17 protein-coding genes and 1 pseudogene are annotated in these 15855 nt (G+C 56.8%); 4 read left to right on the top strand and 14 right to left on the bottom strand.

The window, feature by feature from the left end; translation table 11 throughout:
• Positions 1–276, bottom strand: a 276-nt coding sequence (locus BF99_RS20825) for an SDR family NAD(P)-dependent oxidoreductase (protein WP_156013287.1), incomplete at its 3' end; no start/stop codon positions are given.
• A 383-nt stretch (positions 277–659) separates the two neighbouring features.
• Between BF99_RS20825 and BF99_RS0111585 the strand changes: the two genes are divergently transcribed.
• Positions 660–2027: a selenium-binding family protein gene (locus BF99_RS0111585; RefSeq protein WP_025770982.1), complete on the top strand. Its 1368-nt coding sequence runs from the start codon at positions 660–662 to the stop codon at positions 2025–2027.
• Between the two features lie 4 nt (positions 2028–2031).
• Positions 2032–2370: a 2Fe-2S iron-sulfur cluster-binding protein gene (locus tag BF99_RS0111580; protein ID WP_025770981.1), complete on the top strand. Its 339-nt coding sequence runs from the start codon at positions 2032–2034 to the stop codon at positions 2368–2370.
• Positions 2371–2439: 69 nt separating this feature from the next.
• Here BF99_RS0111580 and BF99_RS0111575 read toward each other — a convergent pair whose 3' ends face one another.
• Positions 2440–3657, bottom strand: a complete 1218-nt coding sequence (locus tag BF99_RS0111575) for a Fic family protein (protein ID WP_025770980.1) — start codon at positions 3655–3657, stop codon at positions 2440–2442.
• Positions 3658–3749: 92 nt separating this feature from the next.
• Here BF99_RS0111575 and BF99_RS22985 point away from each other — a divergent pair, with 92 nt between their 5' ends.
• Positions 3750–3989 carry a hypothetical protein gene (locus BF99_RS22985; protein WP_156013286.1) on the top strand — a complete coding sequence of 80 codons (240 nt, stop codon included), beginning with the start codon at positions 3750–3752 and terminating at the stop codon, positions 3987–3989.
• On the opposite strand, the gene BF99_RS0111565 is transcribed toward BF99_RS22985, so the two are convergent.
• From BF99_RS0111565 to BF99_RS0111555, 3 genes and pseudogenes are all read right to left on the bottom strand, one after another.
• Positions 3982–4161 (bottom strand): hypothetical protein, encoded by a 180-nt coding sequence (locus tag BF99_RS0111565; RefSeq protein ID WP_197019116.1) that lies wholly within the window; start codon positions 4159–4161, stop codon positions 3982–3984. The genes BF99_RS22985 and BF99_RS0111565 overlap by 8 nt on opposite strands.
• A gap of 53 nt (positions 4162–4214) precedes the next feature.
• Positions 4215–5462, bottom strand: a pseudogene (locus BF99_RS22540) (DDE-type integrase/transposase/recombinase).
• Positions 5463–5506: 44 nt separating this feature from the next.
• On the bottom strand, positions 5507–6145 hold the full coding sequence (locus BF99_RS0111555) for a type I restriction-modification system subunit M N-terminal domain-containing protein (protein ID WP_025770977.1): 639 nt from the start codon (positions 6143–6145) through the stop codon (positions 5507–5509).
• A 413-nt stretch (positions 6146–6558) separates the two neighbouring features.
• Here BF99_RS0111555 and BF99_RS0111545 point away from each other — a divergent pair, with 413 nt between their 5' ends.
• A complete protein-coding gene (locus tag BF99_RS0111545) occupies positions 6559–7635 on the top strand; it encodes an HlyD family secretion protein (protein WP_025770975.1) in 1077 nt (358 codons plus the stop codon).
• Positions 7636–7756: 121 nt separating this feature from the next.
• Here the strand turns inward: BF99_RS0111545 and BF99_RS22980 are convergent, their stop codons facing one another.
• The 9 genes from BF99_RS22980 to BF99_RS0111490 all read right to left on the bottom strand — a co-directional run bounded on the left by BF99_RS22980 (position 7757) and on the right by BF99_RS0111490 (position 15544).
• Positions 7757–8725 carry a hypothetical protein gene (locus BF99_RS22980; protein ID WP_038098180.1) on the bottom strand — a complete coding sequence of 323 codons (969 nt, stop codon included), beginning with the start codon at positions 8723–8725 and terminating at the stop codon, positions 7757–7759.
• A gap of 120 nt (positions 8726–8845) precedes the next feature.
• Positions 8846–9784: a 3-keto-5-aminohexanoate cleavage protein gene (locus BF99_RS0111535; RefSeq protein WP_025770973.1), complete on the bottom strand. Its 939-nt coding sequence runs from the start codon at positions 9782–9784 to the stop codon at positions 8846–8848.
• Positions 9785–9910: 126 nt separating this feature from the next.
• The gene (locus BF99_RS0111530) at positions 9911–10819 is read right to left on the bottom strand and encodes a hypothetical protein (RefSeq protein ID WP_025770972.1); all 909 of its coding nucleotides are present in this window, start codon (positions 10817–10819) and stop codon (positions 9911–9913) included.
• Positions 10820–10822: 3 nt separating this feature from the next.
• Positions 10823–11488 (bottom strand): LutC/YkgG family protein, encoded by a 666-nt coding sequence (locus BF99_RS0111525; protein WP_025770971.1) that lies wholly within the window; start codon positions 11486–11488, stop codon positions 10823–10825.
• The gene (locus BF99_RS0111520) at positions 11485–12918 is read right to left on the bottom strand and encodes a LutB/LldF family L-lactate oxidation iron-sulfur protein (protein ID WP_025770970.1); all 1434 of its coding nucleotides are present in this window, start codon (positions 12916–12918) and stop codon (positions 11485–11487) included. The genes BF99_RS0111525 and BF99_RS0111520 overlap by 4 nt, the downstream gene beginning before the upstream one ends.
• Positions 12915–13724: a (Fe-S)-binding protein gene (locus BF99_RS0111515; RefSeq protein ID WP_025770969.1), complete on the bottom strand. Its 810-nt coding sequence runs from the start codon at positions 13722–13724 to the stop codon at positions 12915–12917. The genes BF99_RS0111520 and BF99_RS0111515 overlap by 4 nt, the downstream gene beginning before the upstream one ends.
• A 581-nt stretch (positions 13725–14305) precedes the next feature.
• Positions 14306–14602, bottom strand: coding sequence for a hypothetical protein (locus BF99_RS0111505; protein WP_025770968.1), 297 nt, complete (start codon positions 14600–14602; stop codon positions 14306–14308).
• Between the two features lie 87 nt (positions 14603–14689).
• Entirely contained in the window at positions 14690–15013 is a 324-nt protein-coding gene (locus BF99_RS0111500) for a hypothetical protein (protein ID WP_025770967.1), read from the bottom strand.
• A gap of 315 nt (positions 15014–15328) precedes the next feature.
• Positions 15329–15544: a DUF4177 domain-containing protein gene (locus tag BF99_RS0111490; RefSeq protein ID WP_025770966.1), complete on the bottom strand. Its 216-nt coding sequence runs from the start codon at positions 15542–15544 to the stop codon at positions 15329–15331.
• Positions 15545–15855 lie beyond the last annotated feature (311 nt).

Raw genomic sequence — 15855 nt, 5'->3', positions numbered from 1 at the left:
GATATCGATGCATCCGAGGTCTTGCACCGCCATGGCAAAGGCGCTCATCACCGCTTCGGCGTCGGTGACATCCACCGCCGAATGCCGCAGATCGCCCTCCCTGCCTTGGCGGGAGGCCAAGATCTCCTGCGAGGCGCTCTCGGCCAAGTCTCGATCCTTATCCCAGATCATCACCCTCGCCCCGGAATCGAGCAGACGCTCGGCGATGCTGCGCCCGATACCTTGAGCCCCACCGGTGACGATGGCATTGCGCGTTCGAAGATCGATGGTGTTCATCTTTTTCTCCTCCTTCTTCGCCCGCCCATATCGATCGGCAGGCATTGCCGGTGTCCCCTTCGAATGGGGATCTTGTCGCAAAGATACGATTTTCCCGCCCCTCTCGCCCGAGAGTGCCCCGAGAATGTCTCGATGATCATACACCCGACCGCCGATGTGCCCCGACGTCGTTTTTCGCTACTATCGGCAGATAAAGTCGGCCTTGCCATCCATCCACCGAACCATCCACCGAAAAAACGCGGCGCGATTTCGGTTTTTTCATGGCGTATGAATGTCGTCGGGTATGAACCGGGCCTTGCCCGAGTGCAGGCTCTCGATTTTTTTCGCCGTCGAACGATCCGCTCGGCGCATCGTTCACGAAACCCATTCAAGGAGAAGAAGCGATGAGCGACAAAGAATGTTGTGGACCGGGCTACGCCTCACCGAAGGCGGCGATTGCCGCGTCTCGCGAAAAACTGCTTTATACCACCGCGCTTTACGTAGGCACCGGCGTGGAAAAACCGGATTATCTGGCGACGATCGACGTCGACCCCGAAAGCCCTACCTATAGTCAGGTGATTCATCGTTTGGAGGTCCCCGGCATCGGCGACGAGCTGCATCATATCGGCTGGAATGCCTGCTCATCGTGCCACAAAGATGCGTCCAAGGAGCGGCGATATCTGATTGTGCCGGGGGTGCGTACCACCAATTTGCATATCGTGGACTGCGCGACCGACCCGCGTGCCCCGCGCTTGCATAAAGTGATCGACGGTGCCGAAATCAAGGCCAAAACCGATCTGTCGGCGCCGCATACGGTGCATTGTTTGGGGGCGGATATCATCATTTCGATGCTCGGCGATGCCAAAGGGGAAGCCCCGGGCGGCTTTTTGCATATCGACGAGAACTTCGAGATCGTGGGAAGGTGGGAAAACGATATTTCGCCGATGAAGTTCAACTACGATTTTTGGTATCAGCCGCGCCACAATATGATGGTCTCGTCCGAGTGGGGCGCTCCCAATACATTCATGCCGGGTTTCGATCTGGAGGATGTGAAGCAGGGAAAATACGGCGATCAAATTCACTTTTGGGATTTCGCCGAAAAGAGCATCGTCAAGACCGTCCAATTGGGCGAGGAAGGGATGATTCCCTTGGAAGTGCGCTTTCATCACGATCCCGATTCCACCCATGGTTATGTCGGCGCCACCCTATCGTCCAATATTTTTCACTGGCACAAGAACGGTGGCGGCGACTGGGAGGTCAACAAGGTGATCGATGTGCCATCGGTGAAAATCGATGGCTGGCCGATTCCGGTGCCGGGGCTTATCACCGATATCTTGGTATCGATGGACGATCGCTTTTTGTATTTTTCCAACTGGCTGCAAGGAGATGTGCGGCAATACGATATCTCCGTGCCGAGCGAACCTCGACTCGTAGGGCAAGTGTTTTTGGGTGGTCTGCCGGGGGCGCCGGGGCGCGTTAGCGAGGTCAACGGTCGTCCCGTCGCCGGTGGACCGCAGATGATTCAACTATCCTTGGATGGTCGGCGTTTATATGTGACCGACTCGCTTTTTTCCACTTGGGACAATCAGTTCTATCCGGATATGAAGGAAAAGGGCGGCTGCATGATTCAGGTGGATTGCGATATCGAAACCGGTGGCCTCAAGATCAACCCCGATTTCTTCGTGGACTTTTCGAAAGAGCCGAACGGTCCTGCCAGGTGCCACGAAATGCGCTATCCGGGTGGTGATTGCACATCGGATATTTGGCTGTAAGTGGATGTCCGCGCCTTGCTATCGGGTGACTTTGCGCAATCGCGGCGGGAGGGAATTTTCGGTATCAGCCGAAGATCCTTTGTTGGACGCCTTGGAAGCGAAAGGCATGGTGTTGCCTTATGGCTGTCGCTATGGCGGGTGTATGACCTGCGCCGGTCGATTGATATCCGGTGTGGTCGATCAGAGCGAGGGCGTTGCATTGAAGGAGGATCAAATCGCCGCGGGCTATATATTGTTATGCATCGCCCGTCCCCGCGGCCATTGCGTTTTGGATGTCGGAGTGGAAAGCCACGACGATTTATATCGCAATCCATTCCGACATCCACGCCCGGCGAGAGATTGATGGATGAATGAATCGTTATCGTTTCTTTTTTCGCCGTTTGTCGCGCTTCGCCGAGACTGTCCTTATTTGCTATTTGCTTGGAAAGAGGCCGGGCATCCAGCGCTCTGCGAGTTTTGCGGGAAAAGCGAGTTGCAATGGGGCGCGCGTGCTTGTTGATCGAAGGGCGCCGATCTCCAGCAGGGCGGATGTCACTCGGCGCGCGGTTCTTTGTGTGGCGCCCAAGATCGATGGGACTTCCGCACGGGGGATCGAACCTTGCATCGATACGGCGCGCAGAACCCTATCCGATCCGGTCGGCAGGTTCTTCGAGCGTATTTCTTCCTCGGCCCAGATCAAAATGCGATCTTGCAAACGATCGATCTTCATCAAGTCTTGCATGAAAGCGATCTGATCGATGCAAGTTTCTAAGAAAAAAGCCGTGAAGTCGGCAAGCGCGGCTTCGCTCAACGCCCCTCGCCCGTCGTGATCGCCTCGCCGGGGTTGATCGCAGGCGGCAAGATGGCTTTTATATTCCGCTTCGTTTTTCGCAAGACCGCGGGCAACCGACCAAAGCCCTTTGGTGTCGAGCGCTTGTCGTAACATCGCATAAGACATCAATCGGGCGACACGACCGTTTCCATCCAAAAAGGGATGGACCCAGAGCAAGCGGTGATGCGCACACCCGGCGGCGAGGATGGATTCGATTCGCCCCGCATGACGGTAGGCATCATGCAGCCTACCGAGAAAGCGGGGGATCGAACCGGGAGTGACCGCTACATGGTGGTTGACCTTGACATCTCGCCTTCTGATCTCTCCGGGTACCACAGGGATGCGCTCGCCGGTCGAAGGCATCTCGACGAAGAGGAGATCGTACGAGAAGAGATCGAGTGGCACCGCTTGATAAAAACGGCGATGGATCTCCCGGATCATCTCCGGCGAGGTCGGGCTTTCGCTCAATCCGCCCTCGTCGATCCATCTTTGAACGGTAATGTGCGCCTTGGCTTCGAGTTGCAGATCGCGCTTTTTCGGATCGTCGCTGTAGTCGTCATTCAGCGCCCGTTCGATATCGATCGGGTGGGTATGATGCCCCTCGATCAGGTTGCTGTAATAGCAATTCATCGAGCGGATCAGATCCGCCAGAGCGTCGGCGATGGATGCAGGCAGGCTGCCGACGAAACGAGCCGAAGCCGTTGCCAGTTCAAGCGCCATGTCGTTGAGCGGCGGGCGCATCGAAGAGCCTTCGCTGACCATCAATGGCTCGAACAGGCTGACGGTTTCGCCATCGTCCCGGGTGATTTCGTCGCTCATTGTGTCCGCTTTTCCGTCCGTGAGATAAATCGCCAATATCGTAATAATATCAGATAGATATGCATAAAGTCAGTAGCGTGATGTCCTGAAAAATGTCCGCTTATCTGTCCGCTTCGTCATTCAAGGCGAAGCATCGACAGCCGAGCCGGGTGTTTTCGGTGGGAGGCGATTTGACGGCGATGATCGATCGAAGTCGTGCGCGGGAGACCCCGGGCGAGAGCGGTTTTTCGATGGTGGCGTCGGTGTTTCCCAAGCGGCGCATTCAAGGCACTTGGGAAAAGACGGCGAGAGACAGTTCGCCCTTCGAAACGCTACGAGAGTGCGCTAGATAGGAGGCTCCTTGGGATCGGGCGGGTTTTGCGAAAAACGCTTGTAGATCTGCTCCCCCAGATACTTCGATACAACCTCTTGCAATTCAGGTTGACTCATATAGTCGGTGAATAGCTTCTCGTTCAACTCCATACGCTCTATGAAAAGCGAATTCAACTCATCTTTGAATACCATCTGAAATTTATCCATCTGTAGCGCACTAGGGTTAATGGGACACTGATTAAGGCTTACGCGGCGATCGGGGTTTCATCCATCTCGTCGCGTATGAACTGGCTTGGCGAGCGCTGTCCGTGGCGCTCGATCAGCCACTTTTCGTTGTACTCGTCCTTGAATCGCTGGAGGGCTCTTTGCAGGTCCTCGATGCACGAGTACGCTTTCAGCCAGAGCAGATTTTCCTTGGAAAAGCGGATGAATCGCTCGGCGCAGCCGTTGCCTTACGTTAGCGAACGAAGGATGGTGACGATTCGATTCCCAGCCAACGGATTTCGTCTTGGAAGGCATGGCTGACATACTGCGACCCGTTGTCGTGGCGGATGGGCAAGGCCCACAGCCACGCCTTCGCCGATGGCACCGAAGCGCTCCTTCACCCCTTGGCGAACGGGCTGCAACGCTTCGAAGCGCGTGCCTCTCTCAGGCTAAGTGCAGCCCGACGCAACTCGCCGAGAGATGGTCGATGGCCACGAAGACGGCGATTAAGCTTTCCGGTACTCAAAGCGGTTGTCGTCATGTCGGTGCCCCACATCTCATCGACTTATCGGCGGGGATGATGGTTCCGTCGTGAGCACGCGGGCCACGAGCCGGTCCCCGACAGGATTTGGCGAGCAAGCCGTTGTTCCACGCATGAGCCGCAAGACCCGCACCGGCGATGTGCGAATATCCTTGTATCGCAGGCGCGCGTGCACCTTGCGATACCCTTCACCATGGAACGGACTCCCCTCGATCACCTGCTTGATGGCTTGGGTCATCTGCGGATCGGGCATCGCGCCGTTCGGCCCTCGCCGACGACGAGGCGGCGAGTCGCCCGATGCCTCTTTCAGATGGCGATAGACGGTAGAACTGCTCATCCGCCAACCCTCGCAAACCCGTTCCACACCGTAGGGCTTTTTCCCGAAAGATCGAAACGACGAGACTCATCGCTTTGACCTCCTGCGCACAAAAGGGCGGCCGTTCTCCCAATCGCTCGATCTTCTCATCTCGGAGCTCGAGGATCATGGTGAGTTCCCCCACCTTGGACTGAAGTTCCTTGATCTGCAGGTCCCTGCCGTCGCACTCACTGTCTTTCAAAGCCCCCAGAACCGCGTAGTCCGCCTTACTTCAGCCAGCGACTGACATCGGCCGCGGGTTACATCGAAGCTTCGAGCCACCAGTTCGATGGGCTCACCCCGGTCAACTCGTTTGACAGCCTCTTGCTTGCGCTTGGCCGTCATGCGCTTTCTGCGAGTCGAACCCGGTTTCTCATCCTTCTGAATGGTCATGGAACACCTCCGTTGTCCCATAAAATCAGGGTTGGGATCAGGTCTTAAATAGTGTCCCAAATAACCCTAGGGCGGGGGAGTGCCAGCAATAGGTTAACCATAAGGCGGATCACCTCGCGCGGGGTGAAGTGATCGCCCGCCGTCTCGTTGGCGGCTTCGTTGAAGCGTCGGATCAGGTCCTCGAATACCAGCCCCATGGTGATGTTATCCACCGTCTTGGGGTGCAGATCGATCTCGGCGAATCTGGAGACCACCAGATAGAGGCGGTCGGCTTCCGCCATCTTCTCGATCTCTTTTTCGAATTCGAAGTATTCGAATATCTTGCGGATATTCTCCGAGAAGCCGCTGATGTAACTGATCAAGTTTTGCCCGATATTATCCGGATCGCCTCTGAGCGATTGGAAGTCCAAGGCGCTGTGGTTGTGAAAACCCAATGATCTGCCATCTTCGTCTTTGGCCCGATTGTTCAATATTCCATCGACGAGCTGGCTATCTTTATGTCGGTGCTTCTCGTATTCGGCGAGGACGGCCTTCTTGGAGGGGCTCAGTACGCATTCGAATCGGCGCAGCACCGTCATGGGCAGCATCACCCGCTCGTACTGCGGCGGACGGTAGAGGCCGCGCAGCAGATCGGCAACATCCCAGATGAAGTTGGAGAGTCGTTGGAAGTCGGCAGTTGTCATGGGGGAGGAATTCGGCCTTGTCGTTCAACCGGCGAAGCGGTGTTTTTTGGTCGTTCGCATCGGTCAATCTCGGTTTCGGATGGCTTTCGTGGGTGCTGGGTATAGACTAACCGAGACCGGCCGATCGACCGGACACCTGCTCGCACCGGCAAAGAGTGAGAATCATCGGCGGAAAAAACGGGAATCGAAGAGGGAATCGGCTTGCAAGGGTACATCAATCTTCGCCGAAAACGCCCTTATCGTTCGCCGATTGATGGCTCGGGGATTGGCGGGGATGGGAAATCCGATGGATTTTTGACGAGATCCGAAGAGATGCTCCGAGGTTCGGCGATGATAGAACCTGCTACCCGGCTCCCTTGCCGTCGCCCCTCGAAGTCGCTTGCCGCCAAAGAACAACGATAAAAGGAAGGACATTGCCGCTGATTCCGCGCCTTCGGCCTCGAACGCTGCGCATACTGCTGCTGGGGGTGATCCCGTGCCTTGCGGTTCTTCTATCGCTTTATTTCTACGTCAAGAGCGGGCGATATATCACCACCGAGAATGCCTACATCAAGTTCGGCATCGTCGCGATCAGCGCCGATATTTCCGGGCGGGTGGAGTGGGTCGGAGTGAGGGATAACGCCTTCGTTCGAAAGGATCAGCCGCTTTTTCGGATCGATCCAAGGCCTTTTCAGATCGCCCTCGATCAAGCCGATGCCGAGTTGGATCTGGCACGGAGCCGGATCGCCCATCTGCGGGCCGATTATCGAGAGGCGTTGGCGCAAGAAGCACAGGCGAGGGAGCGGGTGGACTTTCTTTCTCGTCGGCTCGATCGGGGCGGCGATGAGGATCGCGAACAGGCCGTGCACGAACTCGCTTTGGCGAGGGCCAAGCATCGCCTTCTATCGCAGCAGGTGGAGCGGGCTTTGAGCGATCTAGGGGGCGATGTCGAGATGCCGACCGAGACGCATCCGGCATTCTTGCAGGCTCAGGCGCTGCGGGCCAGGGCGAGTCTTGATTTGGAAAACACCCAGGTGCTCGCTCCGGCCGACGGGATCGTCAGCAATATGAGCTTGGAGCCCGGGGAATATGTGGGCGAAGGCGAGGCGATATTCAGCCTGATCGAGAAGGGAAGGGTTTGGGTCGAGGCCAACCTGAAAGAGACCCAGCTGACCCACATCGCCGAGGGTCAACCCGCCACGGTGAAGATCGACGCCTACCCCGACCTCGTTTGGAAGGCGAAGGTGAGCGCCATCGCCCCGGCGACCGGGGCGGAGTTCTCGATCCTCCCGCCGCAAAATGCCACCGGTAACTGGGTGAAGGTCGTCCAAAGGATACCGGTTCTGTTGGAGATGATACCGAGCCCGGATTTACCCTCCGATGCCGATTCGCCCGACTCCGGATATCTCGAATCCGGTTCTTTAAGGGCGGGGATGAGCGCCCGAATCTCCATCGACACCGGCCAGGAATTCGATCCGCTCCATCGCTTGGGTGCCTTTTTTCGTCGTTGATGGCCGATGCCACCAAGGAGGGCAAAGAGAGTTCCGTTAACCTTTATGGTTTGGCTGATTAACTCATGCTGAATTGGAGAGAGTAAACCCTTCGGTTGAATGACCAACTTGGAGCAATCGGTCAACGACGATAAGCCTTATCGTAGGCCCTATGAATCAAGGGTTTTGCCCGTTCGATATCTCGATCGGATCCGATGATCACTTGCAGTTTTCCGATACCCCAATGTCCTTTTCCAGTTAGGTCTCGAGTGAATCCATCTTCCAATTCCGGGATATCCCATTTTGGATCCAAACTTAAAGAGACATAAATCTGTCGTCGTCGATTCATCAATTGCAGGCTGGCGAATTTTTTCTTATTTCGGGAAAAAACTTCGATTTTGACTTTTCTGGATTGCACAATATCGGTGCCAAGAGATTGTAAGAAATCTTCCAAAACTCTATAGCGTCCGGCTTGTTCCGGGTCCATCTCTGCGTGGTGTTCTGCATGGGTTTTATCTCGGGTCATTTTTTGCTTTGATGGAATACTTTCCACGCGTCGTTGGTTGATCGAGGGTAATTCGATTTTAGAACGTTTGGTTTTAGTGCTGTCATTGTTGCTGGGCGGTCGATTCATAAATTCAAGCAGCATCAATTCATTACCGTATTTTCTGTATTTGATTAGATCGATATTGGAAATCTCATTTGACGCTCCAACATCGTACTTTCCAAAATCCGCCGCTATGCAAATTAAACGAGGCGCCGACCATTCGATGAGATCGGCTGTCTTTTTATCGATTCGACTAAAAACTTCGAAATAAAAGTCTTTCTTATGCCTTACGAGCCAATTTCTATAAGACAATCCTTGATTTATACTATGCGAGGTCATATTCCTTTTATACTCTATGATCACCGGGTTGTTCTTCTCATCAAGTCCCAGCGTATCAATACGGCCATCTCCTGCTTTAAATTCACTGCATATAAAACGAATATTCAACAGCGTATCCAGATGGTTTTCAAATAGAGTTTGAATGTCTCTTTCGAGATTCGCGGTTTTCCCGGAAATCTCCTGGACGATGGTCGATGTCGCTACGAATAGTTTGATTTCGCTCATTTTCATTCTCCGGATAGTCGGTTTTTGTTGAATACATCCGTGCCGCCGATTAGTTTACACCCAAGTTTCGCAGACTATGAAGGAAGGTGAGGTAGTTCCCTCATCGTCTGTTTTTTTGGGTCAAAAGCCCACATCATCGCCGCCTTTGAGGGCGAGCATTTCTCGGGCCTCGTTGGGGGTGGCGATATCGAGGGAGAGGTTTTCCAAGATCGAGCGTACGATCTTCACTTGTTCGGCATTGGACTTCGCGAGTTTTCCTTTGTAGGCATAGAGGCTGTCTTCCAAGCCGACGCGGACATTGCCTCCCAAAATCGCGCCCATGGTGACGAATCCGATCTGGTGTCGGCCGGCGGCGAGAACGCTCCAATGGTAGTCGTCGCCGAAGAGTTTGTCGGCGATGCGCTTTTGATGGAGGAGGTTTTCCTGGTCGGCGCCGATGCCGCCGAGGATGCCGAAGATCGTTTGTACGAAGAGCGGGGGTTTGACGAGTCCGCGATCCAGGAAATGGGCGAGGTTATAAAGATGTCCGGTGTCGTAGCATTCGAACTCGAAGCGGGTTCCGTGGGTCTCGCCCAGCTCTTTGAGCACGCGCTCGATATCTTTGAAAGTGTTGCGAAAGATGAAGTCGCGGCTGTTTTCGAGGTGGGTCCGCTCCCACTCGTATTGAAAGTGCGGGTAGCGGTCCAGCATCGGATAAAGCCCGAAATTCATCGAGCCCATATTGAGCGAGCTCATCTCGGGGCGGGCTTGCAGCGCTCCTGCCATCCTCTCTTCGAGGCTCATGCCGTGGCCGCCGCCGGTGGTGATATTGACCACCGCATCGCAGCCTTGTTTGATGCGGGGCAGGAATTCCATGAAGACTTGCGGGTCCGGTGTGGGGCGGCCATCCTCGGGGTTGCGGGCGTGCAGATGGATGATCGCCGCCCCCGCTTCGGCGGCATCGATCGATTGGCGGGCGATATCGCCAGGGGTCAGCGGCAGGTGCTCGGACATCGTCGGGGTGTGGATCGAGCCGGTGGTGGCGCAGGTGATGATCACTTTTTTCTGTTTGGCGGCCATGGTCGTTCTCCCAAGTGGTCTTACAAGCAGGTGGTCTTATAAGCAAGTGGTCTTATAAGCGGTCGATGGCGTGGGTCTTTCCCGGGTTTCCCCGGTAGCGGGACGGCGGGATCGAAAATCGCGGCTTTAGCGCCCGTCCAGAAGGCGAAAGGATTCGATGGCGTGGCGCATCGCGGCCAAAGATCTTTTCGCGAATCGCCGGTGATCTTCGAGCCGGATCAGGATCTCGCTTCGATCCCGGTAGGCGATGCGAATCTCCCCTTGCCTGTTCGTGCCTTGGCTGGCTCCCTCCCAAAGGGCGCGATGAAAGGTGATGGCCCCTTCGATGATCGCCGGCTTTTCGACGATCGCAAAACCGCGATGGCTTTTCGAGATGGTATCGAGCAGTTCCCCTAACTTGGACGCCCGCGCCTCCTCGTTCGTCTTTTCATGCGGATCGACTCGCCGGATCGTGATTTCGAGCAGCGCCGATGATTGTCGGTCGGCGTGGATGCGTTGGAAGGCGTAGCGCTCTCGATGCGTATCGATATCGCGCTCTAGCAGCAAAAATCCCGGGGGCAGGGCGATGGTGAAGCGGCCGAAGCGTTGAGGTCTCGAAAGCCGATCCGGTGGGGTATCGTCGAAACTCCCGACGCTATCGCAGCGATCACGATTGCGTATGGCGCGCCCGAAGAGCGGGATGTCGTCAAGGGATTCGCCGCGGGCGGCGCGTTGGGCCAAGGTCTCGAGTTCTTGGGGCTCGCCCTCCATGCGAAAGCGCGCGGCGGCACAGGTGCACCAAGCTTGACCCAGAAGATAGTCGTGTCCGCGGCGGCTGCGATGCCGAAGACAGCCTTGTCGGTACTGCTCCAAGAAGCCCTCCACCGTCGGGCTGTCGGCATGAGCGGGACTTGCGATCGATATCGCCATCGATGCCACCATCAAAGCCGCGCAGGCGATCGACCAAGGTGCGAGCAGGCAATGAATGAGCGGCGCAAGTCGCCTCGGCGGGGCGGGGCCGGTCTTGGGGGACCGTCGGGGATCGATATCCGGCAAGGTTCATTCTCGAACGAGGATGACGTGTAGCCGCCTCGGGCCGTGGGCGCCTTCCAAGATCGTGATCTCGATATCCCCGGTTTTCGAAGGCCCGCAGATCAAGTTGACGGTGCGCGGCATCGATTCTCGCTCCCGGCGCAGCATCGCCCAAGCGTCTTCGAGATGGGGGACGATGCGCGATTCGGCAAGAACCACGAGGTGATCGTCGGGAAGGAAGTTGAGGGTGGTCGGGCTGATCGCGCCCGAAAGGAGCATCACGCTGCCGGTTTCCGCGATCCCCGCAAAGGCGCCGGTGACACTGATTCGATCCTGCGCGGTTGCCGCCCGAGCCTCGACGGATAAACGGTTGCTCCACGGCAAATCCGAAATCTCAGGTGCGATCGCGATGGTGTTTTCGAGATCGTGCTCCTCAATATGTTGCAGCACGATATCCGAAACACCGGCGCGATCCGGCGCTCTCGAGACCTTGGTATGCACGATATCGGCTTTGCGCATGAACAGATCGATCGGATCCTCGGCAAGGGTCGGGCGCGGGTTGGGAGTCGGGTGCGTGATGCGACGATCGAGGGCGGAAACGACGCTCGAAGGCAAAGGGCCGGTGCGGCGCAAGGAGCGTCGCACCGAGCCCAGGATGGATTCCCGGCTGCCCTCGATTCCCTTTTCGCTCATCTCGTTTCGCCTTGCGTCCCGCGATCGCCTGCGGCCCAAGCGGAGATGAAACTGCGACCTTGGGGAGCGGGGAAGTCCCGGCTACCGGTCCAGCCGGAGGCGAAGGGCAGGCGGCGGAAACGACCGCGTTTTTGTCCCAAACGGCCGAGGAGGGCGGCGCCCCAGCGGCTCGCAAGCCGGTAAAGACGCGGTCTTCTCGCCACGAAACCCCAAGCCCGCAAGCCCAAGCGCACGCGCGGCGGATGCAAGCGCTTTTGGAATGAGCGTTGGCGCAGGTTGCGCATCAGATCCGGCAGGGGGATCCCCATCGGACACACCGACTTGCAGCGGCCGTTGAGGGTGCAGGCCTCGGGCAGGTCGCGCGCTTGATCGAGCCCGACCAGCAGCGGGGTCAGCACCGAACCCATCGGTCCCACATAGACCCAGCCGTAGGCTTGACCGCCGATCGCATGGTAGACAGGGCAGTGGTTCATGCACGCCCCGCAGCGGATGCAGCGCAGCATTTCGTGGAATTCGTTGCCGAGCATCTGCGAGCGACCGTTATCCAGCAAGACCACGTGGTATTCGCGCGGCCCGTCGAGGTCCTCGGCGCGCTTAGGTCCGCTCGATAGGGTGGTGTAGACGGAAGCTTCCTGTCCGGTCGCATTGCGGGCGAGAACCCGCAAGATGGTGCTCAGATCCTCCAAGTTCGGTATCACCTTCTCGATACCGGCGGTGACGATATGCACATCGGGCAGGGTGTTGGTGAGGTCGCCGTTGCCCTCGTTGGTAACGATGACGCTCGATCCGGTTTCGGCCACCAGAAAATTGGCGCCGGTGATCCCGACATCGGCGCTCGTGAATTTTTCCCGCAAGACGGAGCGGGCCTCGGCTACGAGGGCTTCCGGTTCGGTTTGACGCTCGTAGCCGTGGGGGGCGTGGTGAAGATGGAAAAGGTCGGAGACTTGATCGCGGGTCTTGTGGATTGCCGGTGCGATGATATGGCTCGGCGGCTCGTCGGCGAGCTGGATGATGTATTCGCCCAGATCGGTTTCGATCACCTCGAACCCGGCCCCTTCCAAAGCCTGGTTGACGGCGATTTCCTCGCCGACCATGGACTTGCCCTTGGTGATGCGTTTCGCCTTCGCTTTTTTGCAGATATCGACGATGATGGCTTGGGCTTCGGCGGGGGTGGCGGCCCAGTGCACTTGCCCGCCGTGTTCGCGCACCCTTTCTTCGAAGCGTTCGAGGTAATGGTCGAGATGCGAAAGGGTGTGCTCCTTGATTTCCTGGGCGCAGCGACGCAGCTCGTCGTATCCCGCCAAGGCATCGACGGCATTCGAGCGGCTGTCGATGAATCCCTTGCGCGCTCTTCCCAATGCCACCGCAAGGTTGCTGTCTTGCAGGCTTTCTCGCGCGCGGGCTTGGAAGTCGACGGCCACGGGTTTCATCGCTGTTCCTCTTTGCTGTCGGCGCGCTCGCCGATTCCGGCCCCGGCCATACCCGCAAGCACCTCCGCCGTATGCAGCACCCGCATCGGTTGACGATTGCGGGCGAGTCGCCCGGCGATATTGAGAAGGCAACCCAAGTCGCCGCCGAGCAGCAGATCGGCGCCGGTGGCGGCGGCGTTGCGGCATTTTTCGTCCACGAGTCGGGTCGAAATTTCAGGATATTTGACGCAGAAAGTGCCCCCGAAGCCGCAGCAGGCATCGGTATCTCGCATCTCCCGCAGGCTGAGCCCTTCGACGGATTCGAGCAGTCGCCGAGGCTGGGATTTGACGCCGAGCTCCCGCAAGCCGGAGCAAGAATCATGATAGGTGGCGCAGGCTTGGAGTCGCACCGGGACTTCTTTGACTTCGAGGATATCGGTCAGGAAACTTAGCAGTTCGTGGCTACGCTTGGCCAGGTTCAAGGCTCGATCGCGCCATATCGCGCTGTCTTCGAAGAGTCTTGGATAGTGCTCGCGCAGCATCCCGGCGCAGGATCCGGAAGGGGCGACCACGAAGTCGAAGGGCTCGAAGATTTCGATCGTGCGCTTGGCGATCGCCCCGGCGGTGGCCGAATCACCGCTGTTCCAAGCCGGCTGCCCGCAGCAGGTTTGGGCGATGGGAACCTCCACCCGGCAGCCGGCGTTTTCGAGCAAGCGCACGGCGGCGAAACCGACTTGCGGCCGAAAGAGATCGACCAAGCAAGTGGCGAAAAGCCCGACCTTGGGAGCGCGAGCGGGGATGTCGGGGGTGGGGGATTTTGATATCAAGTCGACGCTCTCGATGATGTTTTCGATGGAAATCGGAAGAGGGTTGTTTTTGTCGGGTGCGCAGATCGTTCGAAAAAGGGGATCATTCGAAAAAGGGATTGTCAGGCCGAGTCATCGGCATCGGCCAAGTTTGCAAAGTCATTATCCTATCTTGATAGCATACGCAGGTCATTCTTGATCATAATTCGGATAGGCGATCCCGAGGTTTTGCCCGCACCCTTTATACCATACCCATATCCCACCCCCTCTCCCGCACTCGGTCCGACGCTCTCGTTCGCTCGATCCTCGATGATCCTCGAGATTTCGGCACGATTCACCGAATGCATCTTCCGGCAATCATTGCCTCGACAACGCGCTTTTGCAGGTGGTCAAAAGCTCATGGTCTTTGCTTGCTTTTGCATGTCGGACGGGTGGGCTTTTCCGTCTTCCCCGATACATCGCTCGATGAGGGTTCAAGTGGCATTCTCATCCGAAGGTCGTTCGAAAAACTCCGTTGCGCCGAGGGTGGTTCTCCTTGGCTTTTTCTTTTTCATGACACGCTCTGCCCGTGGCTGTCCCCGATTGACCCAAGAATCACGATCTCACATTGATTTCATGATGGTTCCTATCAAAAATTCGACGAACCCTATCAGGAACATAAAGATGAAAACCAGGATTCCAAGGAGCCAAGTCATCCGCAAACGAGTCCTCCGAGTCTCTGCGATCACTACCCTCATAAAATCGTTATGGTTTTTGTATATAGAGAGAATCTCTTCTCGGGGCATTGCCCCCAGGCCGTAGTCGCGAAAGTCGTCAGAGCCCGCTCCCGAGTCGGTGGCTTCGTCTTTGCGGTCCGCACGAGCACCGGATGTTGCGGCATCGGCATTATCGGCATTCATGATCGTTCTCCCAATCTATCTCGGATGTTGTACTTCGATTTCTTGCGATGGGACGACGGGACAGACGATGATCTTCTTCTTGGGAGATTATCCCCCGAAGAAGCGGGTGATGGCATCCGGAAAGCCGAGCCATAACCCCACCACTCCGATCAAGATAGAGCCGACGCCAACCCCAATCCCCGCTCCCCAAAAGAACACCGACCGACTCGCTCGGGCTTCTGCGATCCATGTCGCTCTCATGATATCGCTGTCTTTGTTCGAAGCGATGACATCGGCTCGGTTGCGCTCATAAGAGGTCCGGGTGCGCTCGTTGGACGCGATGATATCGGCGCGCAGGTCGGCAAAGGCCACCCGCAGGTCGGCGGACTCGTCCTTGGAAATCGGACGAGAGCCCGATGTTTGTGCATTCATGATCGTTCTCCCAATCTATCTCGGATGCTGTGCTTCGCTTGCGAGGGGACGACGAAATCGGTCGAGACGGATAGCCGACGATTGCACCTTCGAGCGCCCCGATGCTCGTTCGGCGCAAAACCCGGTCCGATCACCGTATTTCGACGGGATGATATCGCCATCTCTCGTGCTTCGTCTTACGTTCCATCGGTGAAATTCCCTCGAAATTCGTCTCTTGGATGCGAAGATGGATGAACGAGTTGCAATCTTTTGAAAAGGACTGATCAAGGCACGAAAAAGGGGAAGGCATCGGTGTTCTTGGCGGATCTCCAAGTGCTAAGCGCGTCCGAAGGTAAGGATCACCGTTTCCATGCTCCAAAAGAGAAAGATTCGGCGACTTTCGATCAATTGGAAGACGATCTGCCAGCCATCTTGCGCTTCTTGGTTGAGGGTACGTTCGATTTTTTCAAGCGGCAGGGCCGATGCTCCGAGCAACACCGAGCCGACCATGCCCTCCGACAGGGCGATGACCTTGTATTCCTTGTATTTCATCGATAAGACTCCTCTCGGTCGGTGTGAACATCGGCTCGAATAGGATCAGTCAAACGAGCCTTGCTGACGAACCCTCGAAGAAGAGGGCGGGAAAGAACGCAGGCGAAGGGTACGATGCCCGCCCGAGGCTTTCGTGTTCATGTCGATACTCGTTTATGATCTATTTGGACTATCGAAGCGGGAAAATGCTCCGAATATCCTCACCGGGCTTCCCAAGCGGTATCGCCGGCGCCAAAGGCCTTTCAGGTTCTTCCGCTCCCCGATCCGCTTCTCGGCCTTCGCATCGTTCGCCAACCCCATCGTCGAAACTC

Source organism: Thioalkalivibrio sp. HK1 (genome assembly GCA_000583135.1).
Classification (GTDB): Bacteria; Pseudomonadota; Gammaproteobacteria; order HK1; family HK1; genus HK1.
The sequence above is the reverse complement of the archived record's forward strand: the minus strand, read 5'-3'. Positions and strand labels throughout refer to the sequence as shown.